Annotated in this window: 21 protein-coding genes and 1 other RNA gene; 10 read left to right on the forward strand and 12 right to left on the reverse strand. The window is 55.0% G+C overall.

The genetic code is table 11. The features are described 5' to 3' along the window. Nucleotides 1-18 precede the first annotated feature (18 nt). Genes rfbC through rfbB form a run of 3 tightly spaced genes read right to left on the reverse strand, consistent with a single transcriptional unit; the run spans nt 19 to nt 2,523 of the window. A complete protein-coding gene (gene rfbC / locus QYC28_RS03840) occupies nt 19-567 on the reverse strand; it encodes a dTDP-4-dehydrorhamnose 3,5-epimerase (RefSeq protein ID WP_302679869.1) in 549 nt (182 codons plus the stop codon). Further along, complete coding sequence (gene rfbA / locus QYC28_RS03845; protein WP_149818348.1) at nt 560-1,447, reverse strand: glucose-1-phosphate thymidylyltransferase RfbA; 888 nt, start codon at nt 1,445-1,447, stop codon at nt 560-562. Before rfbA ends, rfbC begins: the two co-directional genes overlap by 8 nt. Further along, a complete protein-coding gene (gene rfbB / locus QYC28_RS03850) occupies nt 1,444-2,523 on the reverse strand; it encodes a dTDP-glucose 4,6-dehydratase (RefSeq protein WP_302679870.1) in 1,080 nt (359 codons plus the stop codon). The genes rfbA and rfbB overlap by 4 nt, the downstream gene beginning before the upstream one ends. Before the next feature lie 103 nt (nt 2,524-2,626). Here rfbB and QYC28_RS03855 point away from each other — a divergent pair, with 103 nt between their 5' ends. Then, complete coding sequence (locus tag QYC28_RS03855) at nt 2,627-3,076, forward strand: nucleoside deaminase (RefSeq protein WP_302679871.1); 450 nt, start codon at nt 2,627-2,629, stop codon at nt 3,074-3,076. Between the two features lie 6 nt (nt 3,077-3,082). Here QYC28_RS03855 and alr read toward each other — a convergent pair whose 3' ends face one another. After that, entirely contained in the window at nt 3,083-4,234 is a 1,152-nt protein-coding gene (alr, locus tag QYC28_RS03860; protein ID WP_302679872.1) for an alanine racemase, read from the reverse strand. A 308-nt stretch (nt 4,235-4,542) separates the two neighbouring features. Here alr and murI point away from each other — a divergent pair, with 308 nt between their 5' ends. Together murI and QYC28_RS03870 are read left to right on the forward strand one after the other, a co-directional pair. Further along, complete coding sequence (murI, locus tag QYC28_RS03865; protein ID WP_149818353.1) at nt 4,543-5,436, forward strand: glutamate racemase; 894 nt, start codon at nt 4,543-4,545, stop codon at nt 5,434-5,436. A gap of 77 nt (nt 5,437-5,513) precedes the next feature. After that, entirely contained in the window at nt 5,514-6,236 is a 723-nt protein-coding gene (locus QYC28_RS03870; RefSeq protein WP_190278207.1) for a Bax inhibitor-1 family protein, read from the forward strand. Here QYC28_RS03870 and aroC read toward each other — a convergent pair. The 6 genes from aroC to rimI form a co-directional block, all read right to left on the reverse strand. Continuing rightward, a complete protein-coding gene (gene aroC / locus QYC28_RS03875) occupies nt 6,233-7,324 on the reverse strand; it encodes a chorismate synthase (RefSeq protein ID WP_286626682.1) in 1,092 nt (363 codons plus the stop codon). The two genes, QYC28_RS03870 and aroC, sit on opposite strands and share 4 nt — an antisense overlap. Nucleotides 7,325-7,339: 15 nt before the next feature. Further along, the gene (locus tag QYC28_RS03880; protein ID WP_286626684.1) at nt 7,340-7,678 is read right to left on the reverse strand and encodes an iron-sulfur cluster assembly accessory protein; all 339 of its coding nucleotides are present in this window, start codon (nt 7,676-7,678) and stop codon (nt 7,340-7,342) included. Between the two features lie 11 nt (nt 7,679-7,689). Continuing rightward, nucleotides 7,690-8,628, reverse strand: coding sequence for a TIGR01777 family oxidoreductase (locus QYC28_RS03885; RefSeq protein WP_286649896.1), 939 nt, complete (start codon nt 8,626-8,628; stop codon nt 7,690-7,692). A gap of 6 nt (nt 8,629-8,634) precedes the next feature. After that, nucleotides 8,635-9,078, reverse strand: a complete 444-nt coding sequence (locus tag QYC28_RS03890) for a ChuX/HutX family heme-like substrate-binding protein (RefSeq protein WP_302679873.1) — start codon at nt 9,076-9,078, stop codon at nt 8,635-8,637. 80 nt (nt 9,079-9,158) lie between these two features. Continuing rightward, nucleotides 9,159-10,334 carry a transaldolase gene (locus QYC28_RS03895; RefSeq protein WP_286668950.1) on the reverse strand — a complete coding sequence of 392 codons (1,176 nt, stop codon included), beginning with the start codon at nt 10,332-10,334 and terminating at the stop codon, nt 9,159-9,161. Between the two features lie 90 nt (nt 10,335-10,424). Beyond that, nucleotides 10,425-10,976 (reverse strand): ribosomal protein S18-alanine N-acetyltransferase, encoded by a 552-nt coding sequence (rimI, locus tag QYC28_RS03900; protein ID WP_302679874.1) that lies wholly within the window; start codon nt 10,974-10,976, stop codon nt 10,425-10,427. A gap of 61 nt (nt 10,977-11,037) precedes the next feature. On the opposite strand from rimI, the gene QYC28_RS03905 reads away from it, so the two are divergent. From QYC28_RS03905 to ald, 6 genes are all read left to right on the forward strand, one after another. Beyond that, entirely contained in the window at nt 11,038-11,415 is a 378-nt protein-coding gene (locus QYC28_RS03905) for a DUF2996 domain-containing protein (protein WP_226972003.1), read from the forward strand. Further along, nucleotides 11,387-11,896, forward strand: a complete 510-nt coding sequence (locus QYC28_RS03910; protein ID WP_226972004.1) for a peroxiredoxin — start codon at nt 11,387-11,389, stop codon at nt 11,894-11,896. Before QYC28_RS03905 ends, QYC28_RS03910 begins: the two co-directional genes overlap by 29 nt. A gap of 98 nt (nt 11,897-11,994) precedes the next feature. Then, complete coding sequence (locus QYC28_RS03915; RefSeq protein ID WP_149818368.1) at nt 11,995-12,717, forward strand: DUF928 domain-containing protein; 723 nt, start codon at nt 11,995-11,997, stop codon at nt 12,715-12,717. Nucleotides 12,718-12,724: 7 nt separating this feature from the next. Then, nucleotides 12,725-13,089: RNase P RNA component class A (gene rnpB / locus QYC28_RS03920), an RNA gene on the forward strand. 83 nt (nt 13,090-13,172) lie between these two features. After that, the gene (gene pheA, locus QYC28_RS03925; RefSeq protein WP_149818371.1) at nt 13,173-14,027 is read left to right on the forward strand and encodes a prephenate dehydratase; all 855 of its coding nucleotides are present in this window, start codon (nt 13,173-13,175) and stop codon (nt 14,025-14,027) included. A 7-nt stretch (nt 14,028-14,034) separates the two neighbouring features. Beyond that, the gene (gene ald, locus QYC28_RS03930) at nt 14,035-15,123 is read left to right on the forward strand and encodes an alanine dehydrogenase (protein WP_149818373.1); all 1,089 of its coding nucleotides are present in this window, start codon (nt 14,035-14,037) and stop codon (nt 15,121-15,123) included. A 91-nt stretch (nt 15,124-15,214) separates the two neighbouring features. Here ald and QYC28_RS03935 read toward each other — a convergent pair whose 3' ends face one another. Both QYC28_RS03935 and QYC28_RS03940 read right to left on the reverse strand, forming a co-directional pair. Beyond that, nucleotides 15,215-15,532: a helix-turn-helix domain-containing protein gene (locus QYC28_RS03935; RefSeq protein ID WP_255451710.1), complete on the reverse strand. Its 318-nt coding sequence runs from the start codon at nt 15,530-15,532 to the stop codon at nt 15,215-15,217. A 260-nt stretch (nt 15,533-15,792) separates the two neighbouring features. Beyond that, the gene (locus tag QYC28_RS03940) at nt 15,793-16,650 is read right to left on the reverse strand and encodes a phosphatidate cytidylyltransferase (RefSeq protein WP_149821646.1); all 858 of its coding nucleotides are present in this window, start codon (nt 16,648-16,650) and stop codon (nt 15,793-15,795) included. Between the two features lie 247 nt (nt 16,651-16,897). Between QYC28_RS03940 and QYC28_RS03945 the strand changes: the two genes are divergently transcribed. Continuing rightward, nucleotides 16,898-17,563 carry a sigma-70 family RNA polymerase sigma factor gene (locus QYC28_RS03945; protein WP_149818375.1) on the forward strand — a complete coding sequence of 222 codons (666 nt, stop codon included), beginning with the start codon at nt 16,898-16,900 and terminating at the stop codon, nt 17,561-17,563. Nucleotides 17,564-17,583 lie beyond the last annotated feature (20 nt).

Below are 17,583 nucleotides of genomic sequence, written 5' to 3' on the forward strand. Positions count from 1 at the left end.
GGGGAGGGATTTTTTATCTCAAGCAAATAGGGGAAGTTCGTTGAAAGACTTGCCCTGCTGATCCTTGACAGAAAGGAGGGGGTCGCTGTCGATCGGCCATTGAATGCCGACGGTTGGATCATTCCACAGCAGTGTATATTCATCCCCCGGATTGTAGTAGTCCGTTGTTTTGTAGAGCACTTGGGCAGTGGCTGATTGCACCCAGAAGCCGTGGGCAAAGCCAGGGGGAATCCACAGTTGCTGGAAGGTGTCTGCACTGAGCCAAGCCCCTACCCATTGGCCACAGGTGGGCGAGGAACGCCGCAAATCGACTGCGACATCAAAAATTTTTCCTTCGATGACGCGAATGAGTTTGCCTTGGGGCTGTTGGTGCTGGTAGTGTAATCCCCGTAGCACGCCCTGTTGTGAGGCAGAGTGATTGTCTTGGACAAAGGTCACCTCTAAGCCTGTAGCGGCCATAAAAGCCCGTTGATTAAAGCTTTCTAGGAAAAAGCCCCGCTGATCGCGAAAGACACGGGGTTCCAAAAGCAGAACATCAGCGATCGCCAACGGTTGTACCTTAAGCATGAATGCCTCCAGTGACTTCTGCCCACACCTGCAAGAGATATTGACCGTAGCTACTTTTGCGCAGGGGTTGGGCGAGTTCATAAAGTTGCTCTGGGGTAATGTAGCCCTGATGCAGAGCAATTTCCTCTAAGCAGGCAATTTTCACCCCCTGCCGTTCCTCCAGCGTGCGAATGAAGCTGCTGGCCTGTTGCAGCAGATCATGGGTACCCGTATCCAGCCACGCATAGCCGCGTCCCAGCAATTCCACCCGCAGTTGTCCCTTTTCAAGGTAAAGGCGGTTGAGATCGGTGATTTCCAGTTCCCCCCGCGCCGATGGTTGAAGCTGGGCTGCCAGATCGCACACTTGATGGTCATAGAAATAGATGCCGGGCACCGCATAGTTGGACTTGGGTACTGCTGGCTTTTCCTCAATGCCGAGGACGCGACCGCTGGCATCAAACTCAATCACACCGTACTGCTGCGGATTGGCCACCCGATAGCCAAAAATCATTGCCCCTTCCGTCAATTGCGCCCCCTGTTGCAATTTTTGGGGTAAATCATGGCCGTAGAGCAGATTATCCCCAAGGGTGAGGCAGACGGGTTCTCCTTGTAAAAACTCCCGCCCTAGGATAAAAGCTTCCGCGAGACCATTGGGCTGAGGCTGCACACAATAGCTGAGGGACAAGCCCCACTGATGACCATCCCCTAGAAGCTTTTCAAAAAGATAGAGGTGCTCTGGGGTAGAAATAATGAGGATCTCCCGAATCCCCGCCAACATCAGAATTGAGAGGGGATAGTAAATCATTGGCTTGTCGTAGATGGGCATCAGTTGTTTACTGACCACCTGCGTCAGGGGATAGAGGCGGGTTCCAGAGCCACCGGCCAAAATAATTCCCTTCATGGGCAATGACTAAGAACGCTGCCATAGTGGGTTGCCAGCCAAGCACTGTAGTCGGCGGTGCGCGCTGCTTCCACCCAATCTTGATGGGCAAGATACCACTGCACCGTCTTTTCGAGGCCACTGCTGAAGGTTTCTTGGGGCTGCCACCCCAATTCTCGCTGAATTTTACGGGCGTCAATGGCGTAGCGGCGATCGTGGCCGGGGCGATCGCTCACAAAGGTAATCAAGCTGCGGTAATTCAAATCAGACCGGGGCACAAGGGTTTGCAGCAGATCACAGAGGGTTTGCACCACCTCAAGGTTCGGCTTTTCGCAGTTGCCACCAATGTTGTAGGTTTCCCCCACCCGCCCCTTTTGCCAGACGGTATAGACCGCGCGGCAGTGATCTTCAACGTAGAGCCAATCCCGCACATTTTGACCATCGCCATAAATGGGTAGCGGTTGCCCCGCCAAGGCTTGGCAGATCATCAGGGGAATCAGTTTTTCGGGGAACTGGTAGGGGCCGTAGTTGTTGGAGCAATTGGTTGTCAGGGTGGGCAGACCGTAGGTGTGGTGGTAGGCACGCACAAGGTGATCTGAGGCGGCCTTTGAGGCGGCATAGGGGCTGTTGGGGGCATAGGGGCTGTCTTCGCGAAAGGGCGGATCTTCAGGGCCAAGGCTGCCATAGACTTCATCGGTGGAAATATGAATGAAGCGGAACTGCTCCTGTGCTCCAGTGGGTAACTGTTGCCAGTAGGTTTTGACCTCCTCTAGGAGATTGGCGGTGCCCACAACATTGGTTTGGATAAAGTCTTGGGGACTATTGATGGAGCGATCCACATGGCTTTCGGCAGCAAAGTGAATCACGGCATCGGGCTGAAAGGTTTGCAATAGCTCTTGGACAAGGGGGCGATCGCCCACATCCCCCTTGACAAACTGATAATTGGGCAGTTGCTCCAGCATGGCCAAGGTTCCAGGGTGGCAGGCATAAGTCACTTTATCGAGGTTGAGCACTGCACCCCAGCCTTCCGTAAGGGCTAAGCGCACAAAGTTGGCGCCAATAAAACCACCCCCACCCGTTACCAAAAACTTGATCATGGACACTGACACCAGCAGATTCTGGCTTGCATCATACCAAGACTAGACACCTGTTCAGAAAAAGACGTTTACTAGGAATGAACATTTGCTCAGGCGGACAATCATGGATGAATTTATGGCGGCAGCGATCGCCGAGGCAGAGCAAGGACTCAAAGAGGGCGGCATTCCCATTGGCTCGGTCTTGGTGCGCAATGGCCAAATCATTGGTCGCGGCCACAACCAACGGGTGCAGCGGGGCAGTCCGATTCTGCATGCGGAGATTGACTGTCTGGCCAATGCGGGTCGCATCGGTCGCTACGATGATACAGTACTGTACTCAACCCTCATGCCCTGCTATCTCTGCGCCGGTGCGGTGGTGCAGTTTGGCATCAAAAAAGTGATTGCGGGTGAATCCCAGACCTTTCCGGGGGCGCGGGAGTTCATGGCAGCCCACGGCGTTGAGGTGATTGACCTGAACTTGGAGCGATGCCAGCAGTTAATGCGGGACTTTATTACGCAACATCCCCAGCTCTGGTTCGAGGACATTGGCGAACTCACCTCTGAAGGAGAGTAGCAAAATTCAGGAGACAGGAATACGCGGCAAGCGGTTCTTGAAGCCGCAGAGAATTTCCCAAGTAATTGTGCCTAGGGTATCCGCCCAAGTTTCTACGGTTAGGCAATCCTCGCCATCTTCGCCTAGGAGCGTGACGACATCCCCCTCTTGCAAGCCATCAATGTCACTGACATCAATCATCAGTTGATCCATCGTAATGGCTCCCACTTGGCGCACCCGTTTTCCTTGAACCAAGACTTCAAGCTTGTTGGAAAGAAGGCGGGGCACCCCATCGGCGTAGCCAATGCCAACAACGGCAATTTTCATCGGCTTGGGGGCAATGAATTGGTGGCCATAGCTAATGCCCGTATGGGCGGGAATCTCCTTCAACAGGGTAATGCGCGATCGCACTTGCATGACTGGTCGCAGCGGCACCACCTCCCGTAAATGGGGGGCAGGATACACACCGTAGAGACTCAAACCAATCCGCACCATGTCATAGTGGCTACTGCGATTGGCCAAGGTGGCGGCTGAATTCGCCATGTGACGCCGCACCGATCCCAACCCAAGGGGAGCAAGTTCTTGACACACCTGCTCAAAATAGGCCTGCTGCTGGTGCATCAAACTGGGGTCAGGGTCATCGGCACTGGCAAAGTGGGAATAAATCCCTTGGATGCGGAGGTTGGGTAACCGCTGCACAAACTGCACAAAACCCACGGCATCTTGCCACGGACAGCCCAAGCGAGACATGCCCGTATCAATCATCAAATGGACATCAAGGGGTTCCCGCAGATGATCGGCGTAGTCGGAGAAAATTAGGGCTTGCTTGGGTGTAGAGAGGGTGGGCTGAAGCTGCCACTCGGCCATCATCTGCACCTGCACGGGCAAATTGACGGATCCCAAGACCAAAATTGGCGCTGTAATCCCCGCCTGCCGTAGGGCAATCCCTTCGGGAATTGTTGCCACCCCTAGCCAAGTTGCACCGTGGGCTAAAACCGTCTGTGCCACCGTGAGGGCACCATGACCATAGGCATCTGCTTTCACCACGGCTAAAAGTTCCGTTGTTGGTGCCAGCCATTGGCGAAGATGTTGGGTATTGGCTGCCAAGGCCGCCAAATCAATTTCAATCCATGCGCGCTCACACTCCTGGGAACTGGTGAGCTGTTCCTGACTGAGCATTGTTTTTCCTATCCTCACACCATAATTCCCCAGTAGGGGGTGACGAAACTTACAGCCACAGGTGCTCTGTGATTCAATGTATAGCACCCTATGTTCGGTCTTGGCGTCAATTATTCGGTTCTTGGCAAAACCTGCTAGAGTGGCACTACAGCCCTTTTCTCAGACCTAGCGTCCATAGAGGGGATGTATTGTGGCTCTCACGGTTTGGAGCGTGTTTCATCCCGGTGAAAAGGGCGGTAGATTGGCTGTGGTTGCTCTCTTGCTGAACGGGGCAATGTCATTTTTGTTGGTGTGAGGTCGAGGTTCGAGTGGACAACTGGCACAAGACATCCCTAGGGCTAAATCCTCTGGGAGCGATTGGCGTGTTTGACAGTGGGGTGGGGGGCCTAACGGTTTTACAGGCACTCCAACGCCTTTTACCCCAAGAATCGTTTCTCTACTTTGGGGATACAGCACGGTTGCCCTATGGAACTCGCCGCCGCAGTGAAATCCTGCAATATGTGCGGGAGATTTTGACGTGGATGCATTCCCAAGGCGTCAAGATGGCGGTAATGGCCTGCAATACTAGTTCAGCCCTTGCCTTGGCACAGGTTCGCAGTGAGTTTCCCTTTCCGATCCTTGGCTTGATTGTCCCCGCTGCCAAGATGGCAGTCACGCTGGGAAAGCGCATTGGTGTCATTGCTACCCCCGCAACGGTTAAAAGCGGTGCCTATGCACGGGCACTTCAGGAACTCTCACCCACAGTGGCGATCGCTCAAGTGGCTTGCCCTGAGTTTGTCCCCCTTGTGGAAAGCAATTGCCTAGAGGGCGATCGCGTCCACCGCATTGTTTGTCAGACCCTAAACCCCCTAGTTCAATTTGACCCCGATACCCTCATTTATGGTTGCACCCATTACCCCCACCTGCGCCCTGTGATTGAGCAGTATTTGCCCGCAACGGTTCATCACCTTGATCCTGCCCATGCCGTTGCCCGTGCAACAGTGCGCAAACTAGAAGCCATGAATTTAGCGACTCCTTGCCCCCAAGGCCAAGTGCACTTTTATGTCAGTGGGATACCCGAACAATTTGCCCAGTTAGCCAGTCAATGGCTGGGATACTACCCAACGGTGGAGCATCTATCCTTGAGTGTCTTGACCCAATTCTATCCGCCATTAGAGATAACCGCCCCGCCACCAGAGGTCTCCGTGGTTGTTGCCAGCTAGGTGCCCTTGGGAATTTTGGCACAATAGAACTATGCCATCTGGCTGTGTTGTCTATTCACCACCCTTGGAGGATTCCCGTGAGTAGTACCAGTAACTTTCAAGAGGCGATTCGCGAGGCGCGTAGTAGCGCGATCGTCGGTCCCAATGTGATTCGCAATGCCCTGCCCTTTGTCGGTGGTGGCCTCGTCCTGACGGCGGTGGGTAGCTGGGGTGGTCTGGGCGTGCTTGCTGCTGCGCCCCAACTCTTCATGCCCACGTTTATTGTGGCCATTATTGCTGAACTTGTCCTCTTTTTTGTGGCGCAGGGAGCCGCTCGCAAAGGGAACAATGGGCTAGCCCTACCCCTGTTGGCCACCTACAGTTTGCTATCGGGTTATACGCTCTCTGGATTGATTGCCCTTGCCCTCAGCACCGTGGGCATTATGGGGATCATCATTGCCGCTGGCGGCTGTGGCATCACGTTTATGGCCGCTAGTCCCATTGGTTCCAATCTGTCGGAACGCGATGGCTTTGCCCTTGCCAAAACGGTACAACTGGGGATTATTGCCCTGCTGGTGGTGCTCGTTCTCCAGTTAGTCTTCAGCTTCTTTGGTGTCTTTACACCCACGTTTCTGGAAATTGCGATTTCTGGCATTGGTGTCGTGCTCTTTGTGGGGGCTGCGGTGGTGGACTTCTTTGTGCTGCCCCGTACCTACCGCGATGATCAGTACCTCTCTGCTGCCCTTTCGATGTACTTGACCTACATCAACCTGTTTATCTTTATCCTGCGGTTACTGATTGCCCTCAATCGCAGTCGCTAAAACAGCAGATGACACTGGGCATGATCCCGGAGCAGATGGTCACAGAGAACGAGAGCTACCATTGCCTCGACCATCGGCACCGCTCGCGGTAACACACAGGGATCATGCCGCCCTTTTGCCGCTAGAATGGTTTCTTCACCCGCTTGGTTCACGGTTTTCTGGGCTTGGCCAATGGTGGCGGTGGGCTTAAAAGCTACCCGCAAAATAATGTTTTCGCCATTGGAGATGCCCCCCTGAACCCCCCCAGAACGATTGGTGCGGGTGCGAATGCGCCCCTGTTCATCGGTATAGAACTCGTCATTGTGCTCTTGACCCGTGAGCAGGGTACCGGCAAAGCCAGAACCAATTTCAAAGCCCTTACTGGCGGGCAGCGACATCACCCCCTTGGCAAGATCTGCTTCTAGTTTGTCAAAGACGGGGGAGCCTAGGCCGACAGGCACATTGCGAACCACACACTCAATGACACCGCCAATGGAGTTGGCTTGCCGCCGCACCTCATCCACAAGGGCAATCATCTTTTCTGCGGTGGTGGCATCGGGACAGCGCATGATATTCGCCTCAACGGCAGCCGCTGCCACGGTATCAGGATCAACAATGGCTTCAATGTCCTTGACCCGCTTGACGTAGGCAATGATTTCGGTACCCGCGACTTGAGCCAGAATTTTGCGGGCGATCGCCCCCGCTGCAACCCGCCCAATGGTTTCCCGTGCCGAGGAACGCCCACCCCCTTGCCAGTTGCGAATCCCGTATTTGCCGTCATAGGTAGCATCTGCATGGGAGGGACGATAGACCTGTGCCATTTCGGCATAATCTTCGGGGCGAGTGTCCTTGTTGCGCACCAGAATCGCAATGGGCGTGCCGAGGGTTTTGCCCTCAAAGACCCCGGAGAGAATTTCACAGCGATCGCTCTCTTGGCGAGGGGTCGTGAGACGACTTTGGCCGGGGCGGCGGCGATCCAGTTCCTTTTGAATATCCGCTTCTGACAGTTCCAATCGGGGAGGGCAGCCATCCACAACCACCCCCACACCGCCCCCGTGGGATTCACCAAAGGTGGTGACGCGAAAGAGATGCCCAAACGTATTGCCCATAGTGATTTCTGAAACCTACGATCCGCTCACCCGAAAGGCCATGCCACAGCCACAGGTTTGACTGGCATTGGGATTGTGGAAGCGAAAAGCGCCCCCCATTAAGTCTTCGATGTAATCCACCCGCAAGCCCCGCAACATCTCAGCCGCTTCCGCCGCGATCGCGATCGTCCAGCCTTGGGACTGGGTGAGCACATCCGTCGGCTCGGGTTCGGCCACAAGGGCAAGATCGTAGCGCCAGTCACTGCACTCACTGGGTTGCACCTGAATCCGCAGAATGGCTGCTTGGCCTCGACTGACGCCATGGGCTTGGAGACGTTCCAACTCTTGAATGGCTGCGGGGGTCAATTCCACCATCTTGCACCAAACTAGCGGGAACCATCAGTATATCGTGGTTTTAGGAGGTTGGTGAGAGCTGCCTTGGCGTTGGGGTAGTCAAATTGAAATCCCGTAGCCAGCGTTCGCTCCGGCAAGACCCGCTGCCCCTTGAGCACCACATCAGCTCCTTCCCCAAGCAGCAATTGGAGAACTGGGGCAGGCACAGGCAACCAAGAGGGGCGCTGCATCACCTCTCCTAATACCCGGCAAAAGTCCGCCATCGTCAGTGGCTCTGGGGCGGTGGCATTGTAAACCCCCTGCATTCCCGCTTGATCCACTGCGGCTAGAATCAGGCGCACTAAGTCCTGCTGATGGATCCACGAAAACCACTGCTGACCCGAGCCAAGGGGCCCCCCTAGATATAACTGAAAGGGCAATAGGAGCTTGGCCAGTGCCCCCTGCTCGCCGAGGACAATGCCAAAACGGAGAATTACGAACCGCACCCCTAAATCCGTTACCCCTTGGGCAGCCGCTTCCCAGTCCACACAGACCTTGGCCAGAAAATCATTTCCCGCTGCATGGGTTTCGACAAACATTTCTGTATCGCTAGTGCCGTAGTAGCCAATGGCAGAGGTGGAGACCAATACCTGCGGGCGCTGTTGACATTGGGCGATCGCCTGCACCAACTGCTGTGTGCCGACAACCCGGCTATCGTAGATCTCCTGTTTGCGCTGCGCTGTCCAGCGACCATTGGCAAGGGGTTCTCCTGCCAAGTTAATTACTGCATCCGCCCCCTCAAGGGCAGCAAACCAGTCCCCGGCGGCTTTGGGGGTATAGCCCACCCATTCAACATGGGTCATGCCAGCGAATTGTTTGGCGGCTTTCGCCGAGGAGCGTACTAAGGCAACCACGTGATCGCCGCGATCGCTCAGGGCGCTGACGACCTGCTGCCCGACAAATCCAGTAGCACCGGTTACAACGACTCTCATAGATGCCTATCCATGGGTTGCGCTGGACGCTTTTGCCTCAAGGTCGGCCACCACGGGTTGCCACTCTGTACCGTAGCGTTCCCGCAGGGCGTGCCAAGCTGCCACTTGACCTGCGGCGTATTCACCGGGTTTGCCCCATTGCAAAAAGGCGCTGAGGACAGATTTTTCATTGGCATCGAGAAAGCGAATGGCGTAGGTGGGAAAGTTGCCCCGCTTGGCTTGCCCCTCCTCGAAGCGAACTTTGGCCACCTGATCCATATTCAGGTGAAACTCAAAGTCCTCCGTGTGCATATTGGCATAGCGCCCCTTGGGCAGTTCAGCATAGAAAACCTTGGTGAGGGGCGATCGCACCTCCAGAACGGCAGTTTCGTTTGTAACCACAAGGCGCAGTAGCCCCAATTGCTCACAATCCCTGAGGAATTGCTGAAAGGAGGGAGAAGTATCAGACATCGTTGGTGCATCAGCTATGAACGCTTCTTCCACTGTGACGCACAGGGGATGCTGATGCAAGACTGCCAAGTTGGTCTTTGTTATTTGGCCTTGGCCAAGTGCAGCACCACCCCCAAGCCTGCTCCCATGTCCTCCGGGGTCACCTTACCATCGTGGTTGGCATCGAGGGCATCAAACACTGCATCCGTTCCCAGCCACTCTTCGCGGGTAATAATGCCATCGCCATCGAGGTCATAGACATGGAAGAGTTCTTCTGCTGCATGGGTGAGGGTTTCCGCCCCTTCAAGGCGGGCCAGTCGCTGCGTCAAGAGATCCTCAAGGGTCTCCAGTGCCTTGGTGAAGCCCTTAATGCCCTCATCCAGTTTTTCACTGGCCATCTCATCAGCCGCGTGCATCCTGCGGAAGGTGGCTTCATCCATAGCGACTTTTTCAATGTCAAGGGTGGCAGCGATCGCCGGATCCAACTTGCGTTTTAGCTCGCCACTGGTATTTTGTAGCTCTTGGAGCAAGGCCGGGGAAATGGTGAGCAAATCGCAGCCGGCCAGTTCAATGATTTCGCCAATGTTGCGGAAGCTAGCGCCCATCACTTCGGTAGGATAGCCGAATTTCTTGTAGTAGTTGTAGATTTTGGTGACGGAAATCACCCCTGGATCCTCAGGCCCCGGATACTCGGCACGACCTGTTTTTTTCTTGTACCAGTCGAGAATGCGCCCAACAAAGGGGGAAATCAATGTCACACCCGCCTCAGCGCAGGCGATCGCCTGATGGAAGCCAAACAGCAGGGTTAAATTGCAGTGAATGCTCTCTTTTTCGAGAATTTCGGCTGCACGAATGCCTTCCCAAGTCGAGGCAATTTTAATCAGCACGCGATCGCGCCCCACGCCTGCGGCTTCGTATTGGCCAATCAACTCCCGCGCCTTTTGCACTGTAGCTTCTGTATCGTAGGAGAGCCGCGCATCTACTTCCGTTGAGACCCGACCGGGGATAATTTGCAAAATTTTCAAGCCAAAGGCCACCGCCAAGCGATCCACAGCAAGGGAGACAATCTCACGGGGAGTAGCACCAGACCCCAAATCAGCTTTGGCTTTGCGCAGGGTTTCATCGACAATGGGCTGGTACTCCTTCATTTGGGCAGCAGCTGTAATCAACGAGGGATTCGTGGTGGCATCGCGGGGGGTGAATTTTTCAATGGCGAGGATGTCTCCCGTATCAGCGACCACAACTGTCATTTGTCGCAACTGTTCCAGCAAGTTCATGAGACAGGTCTCCCAAAGGTGTCCCTTTCATTATCGTTCGCCAGCCCCAGGGTCGGAGAAAGCACCGTAACAAAGCGCAATATGTCACCCCTAGGTTCTCTCAGTGCGATCGCTGAGCAACCAACCTTGCGCCTCAACCCGCGATCGCCAGTGCTGCCAGTGCTGCTCAAGTTCCTGCCCCATTTCGGGAGTATTGAGGTGATTGCGCCAAAGAATCAGGGCATCCTCTGGGGGGTTCTCGTAGTAGTGGGGACGCCGTCCGACCAGTTCAAAGCCAAAGTGCTGATAGAGTCGTTGGGCGGCTGCATTGCTGGCGCGTACTTCCAACGTTGCCCACTGGCGATCGCCCCCTTGATGCCCCAGTTGCAAGAGCCGACACAGCAGTAACCCCGCTAACCCCTGCCGCCGGTACTGCGGATGCACCATCAACAGCACAAGGTGCAATTCATCGGCAATCCCCCAGCTCACGCCACAGCCGCACACCCCATCAAGGGTGGCCACCACCAGCAGCGTATGTTGCGGATTCTCCAACTCACGGGCATAGCCCTGGTGCGACCAAAAGCCCTTCAGACACACCTGATCCAGTTGAACGATGCTATCTAAATCCTTGATCGTTGGGCGTCGTAATTCTAATTGCCCCATGGCCGTTGCCTGCAAGGGAGAGTGCTATCATGCAGAGGAAATGGTACCGTGTAGCAGCGCTATGGCAGAAGAGACGCCCACCCAAGCCCCCAAAAAAGAAAAGCCCCCCGCCATTGAGGATAAACCCTTTGCTGAGTTTATTAATGAGGCTTTTTTGCCTGCTCTCCAGAACGCCCTCAGCGCCAAAGTGGGGGATGTGAGTCTGCGCCTAGAGGAGAATACCGTGATGGGTGAGTGGGGCAAGGGAATGTATCAGTTTCGCCTCTACTTCCTAGAGGGGGATATCCAAGGGCCGAAGGCTTTTGTCTGTAGCAGCGGTGGCATTACCCCCAGCACCATTGAGCCATTTTTGGGGGATGAGCGTAAAGTAACGCTTGATCTCTTGGTCTTTGGGGTGATGCAGCGCCTGAATGGCCAAAAGTGGTTGGGAGGCAATTAGCGAGAGTATGGCCACAGCAATTCAAGTGGGCGATCGCGCCCCTGACTTTGAACTCACGGCTGCCGATGGCCGCAAGGTGAAGCTCTCCGACTTTCGTGGCAAAAAGAACGTTGTCCTCTACTTTTACCCCGCCTCAGAAACCCCCGGCTGCACGATTCAAGCCTGTGCCTTTCGCGATGCCTACAGTGTTTTCCAAGAACTGGGTGCTGAAGTGATTGGCATTAGTGGCGACCCCGTGGAGCGGCAGCAGGGCTTCCAGAAAAATCACCAACTCCCCTTTCTCGTCCTCAGTGATCCCGGCAACAAGGTTCGCCAGCAGTATGGTGCCTCTTCGCTCTTTGGTCTCTTTCCGGGGCGGGTCACCTATGTCATTGATCAAAAGGGTGTGGTGCGCTACGTTTTTGACTCTATGCTCAACTTCAAAGCCCACGTAGATGAGGCGCTCAAGATTTTGCGTCAGTTGGCCAGTGCCACTGCCTAAAACCAGCGATCGCAATCACACCCCAACGGTAAGCGAGTTCACTGCCAAGGCCGACTCCCTAGGGCTAGGGTAGAGCCATTCTTCTTAGGAGTTTGGCCATGCGTTCCTACCTTGCCCTTGTACCTGCGGTGACCCTCTTTCTGTTGCCCCTTGGTTCTCTCAGCCTTGCGCAGGGAACGACCCCTGTGGTGAGTCAGCCTTCCAGTCTTGTGGCGCGGCTGCGGGCGAATCTGCCGAACCGTGGTGTTCCCGGTAGTCGCTTTGGGGGGGCAACCCGTGGAGCCTGTGTTAGCGGCAGTGAACGTTTAACCGCCTTACTCCCTGATACCCACCTTGGCCAAACGGCTGTGGCGACACCAACCCTCTTTGTTTTTGTGCCCAAGAGCAAAGCCACGCAGGGGGAAGTGGTGATTGCTGATGCTGAGCATCGTCCCCTAGCAACAATGGTGGTGGATCTACCCGCTGAACCGGGGATTCTGGCACTGAAGCCCAATGTGCAACTCCAACCCGGCCAAGACTACCGCTGGACCTTTACCCTACTGTGTGGTGCTGATGCCGATGATCCCTCCGCCTTTATCTCTGTCAGTGGCGTGATTTCGCGGGTGCAGCCGGCCACGGATTTGGCAAAGCAACTTCAGGGCAAGAGTGGGGGCGATCGCCTTGGGGCAGCAGTTGATGCGGGTCTTTGGTACGAAACCTTGGCGATTTTGGCCGAGCTGCAAGGGAATGAAGCCACACGGAACCTAGCCCGCAGTGAATGGGTCGCCGTATTATCTGCCGTTGGTCTAGGGAGTATTGCCCAAGCACCCCTAGTACAATAAAACTGAATGAGTTAGCGCGGTGGTTGCGGGAGTCTCTCACTCCTGAGGAAAGTCCGGGCTTCCAAAAGACCAAGCTTGCTGGGTAACGCCCAGTGCGGGTGACCGCGAGGATAGTGCCACAGAAATATACCGCCGATGGAGGGAAACCTCACAGGCAAGGGTGCAACGGTGCGGTAAGAGCGCACCAGCAACATCGAGAGGTGTTGGCTCGGTAAACCCCGGCTGGAAGCAAGGTGTGCTAGCGCTAAGGAACCAGGGTTGGTCTTTTCCCCAGTTCTTTGCTAGCCAGAGCCGCTAGAGGCACTTGGTAACAAGTGTCCCAGATAGATAACCACCCTTTGAACAGAACCCGGCTTACGTCTAACTCATTCATTAATCATTTTTTTATGATCTTGAGAAATGCCCCCTGGGGACGTGCCCTTGACTCTTTTCTGCCTCTGTATTGAAGTCCGTCTATGGTGAAGCTGGGTTACCTTGGCCCAGTGGGCACCTACAGCGAAGAAGCTGCCCAAAGCTATGCCCAATGGCAGCAACAACAGGGAGTATGCCTTTGCCTTGTGCCGATGATCACGATCGCCGGCTGTCTGGAGGCATTGGCGGTAGGAGAATTAGATTTAGCGCTGGTGCCCAGTGAAAACTCGGTTGAGGGCAGTGTCAACATTACCCTTGATTCGCTGTGGCGACTGGATACGCTGCACATTCAGTACGCCTTTATCCGCCCCATTGTCCATGCCTTCATTGCCCAAACCACAGATTTCGCCCAAATTCAAGCGGTCTATTCCCATCCCCAAGCTCTCGGGCAGTGCCAGCGCTGGTTACAAGCCCATCTTCCCCATGCGCGCCAATGTCCGGTGACCTCCACCGCCGAAGGGCTGCAATACGTGGCTCAATCCGATCGGGTGGGGGCGATCGCCTCCGTACGAGCCGCCCAACTCCATCAACTACCCATTGTCGCCACCGAAATTCAGGATATTCCCGACAATTGCACGCGGTTTTGGGTGGTGAGTCGCCAACAGGGGGATGGCTGGCCCCAGCCGGGGGATACCCACACTTCCATTGCCTTTAGCCTGAAGGCCAATGCCCCCGGTGCCCTGCTCAAGGTGCTGCAACTCTTTAGCGATCGCCAGATTAACCTCAGCCGCATTGAATCGCGCCCCAGCAAACGTGCTTTGGGGGATTATCTCTTCTTTGTTGACTTAGAGGTGAATGGTCGCCCTGATGTGGTGGCTGATTGTCTGCTGGCGCTTAAGGACGCTACAGATGTGTTGAAAGTCTTTGGTAGTTATCAATTTCTAGACCTCGGAGAATAGATTGGCCATGCGTATCGGTGTCCCCAAAGAAATGAAGGATCAAGAATTCCGCGTCGGTCTGACGCCAGCAGGGGTACAAAGTCTGCGGGAGCGCGGCCATGAGGTTCTCATTGAAAGTGGCGCGGGGGTGGGTTCAGGCTTTCTCGATGAGGCCTATGTTGCCGCAGGTGCCCAAATTGTGTCCACGGCTCAAGCCGCGTGGGATGCCCAACTGGTGGTCAAAGTCAAGGAACCCTTGCCCTCGGAGTATCGCTATTTGCGTTCTGGCCAACTGCTCTTTACCTACTTGCACCTTGCCGCTAGTCGGGAGCTGACGGTGGCTCTGTTGGAATCGGGGATTACCGCGATCGCCTACGAAAGTGTTGAAGAAACGCATCACCAACGCAGCTTCCCGCTGCTAACCCCCATGAGCATGATTGCCGGTCGCTTGGCAGTGCAGTTTGGTGCCCGCTTCCTAGAGCGTACCCAAGGGGGGCGGGGAGTGCTCCTCAGTGGCATTCCGGGGGTGCGGCCGGGGCGGGTTGTCATTTTAGGGGGCGGTGTCGTCGGCACAGAAGCGGCGCGGATGGCTGTGGGTTTGGGGGCACAGGTGAGCATTCTCGATATTAATGTCGAGCGTCTCAAGTACCTAGAAACCCTCTTTGGCGCCCGGGTGGAGTACCTCTACAGCAGTTCTCACCTCATTGCTGAGCTATTGCCCCAAGCGGACTTAGTGATTGGTGCTGTCCTTGTGCCGGGTCAGCGTCCTCCCTGTTTGGTGCCCAAGTCCCTTGTGCAAACGATGCGCCCCGGAGCAGTGATCATTGATGTGGCCGTGGATCAAGGGGGCTGTGTGGAAACGCTGCGACCCACGACCCATTCCAACCCCACCTATACCGCCTTTGGTGTGGTTCACTATGGCGTGCCGAATATGCCGGGAGCCGTGCCTTGGACAGCCACCCAAGCCCTGACGAATAGCACCTTGCCCTATATTCTTTGCCTCGCCGATCATGGCGATCGCGCCCTCGAACTCTCCCCTGCCCTTGCCAAGGGTCTAGTGGTCAAGCAGCACCATTTAGTCCATCCCGATGTGCGGGTTGTCTTTCCTGATCTTTAGGCGGACGATCAAGTACCTCTGGACAGGCTGAGCCCCGTTCTCATTGACGCTCATCCCGCTAACGCTAGGCGTATAGCAGGAGATTCCCCGTTCACAGCATCTCTACGAAAAACTTGGGTCGTGCTAGTTGAAGTCCGTCCGAGGTGGAGAGAAAGTATTCCAGACCAACATCGACGCCAACCACCCGCTTCAAGACTTGCTGCAATGCTTGGGTGTTAACCGACGCTAAATCAGGGTTGGTCTGCTTTGCTTGAGTCAATCGTTGGCACTGCACGTTGAAGCTGGGGTAAGGGGCATCCGCTGGGATGATGTACTCGCTACGCACAGAGCAGGCATTGACTGGACATTTGCGCGAAGCAATCCAGTCTTTGCGCTCCCTCAGCGCATCATTCCAAACTTGGCGACACACTTCTAGATCTCTAGATCGTAGTCGATCTGCTTAGCCTGCTGCTGGGTTAGTTTTAGCCTGTACTCGTACGTCAGGGTGAGCATGAGTGGATTATAGCTATCAGTCGCACCCGATGTTCGGTGCTAGCTCAATATATCCAGCAACAAGCTGAGATTGAGTGACTGCTCCCTATGGTCGCCCGCCGCCTCACCACTACCTAACCGCTTTGCGGTATAGACGGAGCACTGCGGCGAATTTTGGTAGATTGAATGGCAAGAAACTCATTGACACAGGGGCAATAGTAACGTCACAAAGTAAAACACAAGGGGTGCCGTAAAAACATAGCTATCGGCGCGATCCAAAATGCCGCCATGCCCGGGAATCAACTGGCCAGAATCTTTGACGCCGGCATCCCGTTTCATCATTGACTCCGTTAAGTCCCCCAATAGACTGGCAATGCCAATCATGAGGCCAAACATTGCACCCAAAAGCCAAGGGAGTGGCCAGCCGAGGGAATGTGCTCCCCAAAGGGCGACGCCTAAACTCCCTAAAACGCCAAACACTGCCCCTTCTACGGTTTTCTTGGGACTGATGTGGGAAAGCCGTGTCCGGCCAAAGAGCTTACCAACAGCATAGGCACCAATATCTGCCGCCCAAATACAGACAAAGGCCAAGAGGGTTACCTGCAACCCCAAGGGCAAAGCGGTGAGTTGAAACTGCTCTGGCCAAAATCCTCCCAAAGGTAATGTTGCCTGTTGCTCCAATCCCCGCAAGCGCACCCAATAGCTTGGCAAATAGCCGCCGTAAAACAGCCCCATGATTGAAGTGGAAATGTCGGCGATCGAGGCCAGCTTGGGTTGAAATAGCAAGTAGAAGCAAATAAAAGTACCTGCGACAGGAAAGACAGCATCCGCAAGGTCTGGACGCAGCAGTGAGGTGATCAGGAGCACTTGACTCACCACGAGGGTGGTTTTAGCCGCCGGCGCACTCCCTTTGGCACGGGCTAATTCAAAGTATTCCAGTTGACCCAGATAAATCAGTGCCCCAATGCCCAGACAAAAATACCAACCGCCTAGAAAGGTCATCAGCAGCGCGAGAGCGATCGCGACAAGTCCACTGGCAATGCGGATCCAGAGCATGGTGGTGAGGGGCGGTGATAAGGGGTTACATTGAGCCGCGCGTTGAGTGTTTGCGTAGCGCGTCCAAAGAACGATCGCCGCTACAATAAAAAGTTTAATCTAAATTCACCAACGTTAAGGGAACATTAACAGACTCGCAGCCAAGACAGGATGCATGGCAATGTCCTTGCCAAGCTATAACGGATTATGGAACATCATGGGGGCAAGGGCGTCATGAAAAGCGATTGGTCTGAGGTCGATTGTATCCATGACATCCAGTCTTCCCCTTGCTTGGACGCGTGTTGAGGAGACCAGTGCTCGGGTGACGCTGCCGCTGACAAAACTTACACCCCAAGAGTTGGTTGTCCGCTGTCAAGCCGGCAGAACCCCAGATCGCGCTGCCTTTACTGAATTGTTGCGGCGATACCAATCCCATGTGGAGCGAATTATCTATCACCTCGCGCCCGACTGGGACGATCGCGCCGACCTTGTGCAAGAAGTCTGGATTCGGGTCTATCGCAACATTCACAAACTGCAAGACGCCAGCAAATTTCGGGGTTGGCTCAGCCGCATTGCCACCAACTTGTTTTACGATGAGTTGCGCAAACGCAAACGCCATCAACCGCCCCTGTCGCTGGATGCACCCCTGAAAACCCAAGAGGGTGAAATGAGCTGGGAACTTGCCGCCAGTGATGCCAGTCCCGATGACCGGTTGCGTACGGATGAATTCTATGATCAATTACGGCGGGCGATCGCCAACCTACCGGAAACCTTTCGGACAACGATTGTTCTGCGGGAAATTGAAGGCCTCTCCTACGAAGAAATTGCCCAAATCACTGGGGTTTCCCTCGGAACCGTGAAATCGCGAATCGCCCGTGCCCGACAGCGACTCCAACTAGAACTCCAACCCCACCTCGATCTCCCTTCAACCTGATGCGAATCACCCCTACCCTT

It is taken from the genome of Thermosynechococcus sp. HY596 (assembly GCF_030518715.1).
Lineage (GTDB): Bacteria > Cyanobacteriota > Cyanobacteriia > Thermosynechococcales > Thermosynechococcaceae > Thermosynechococcus.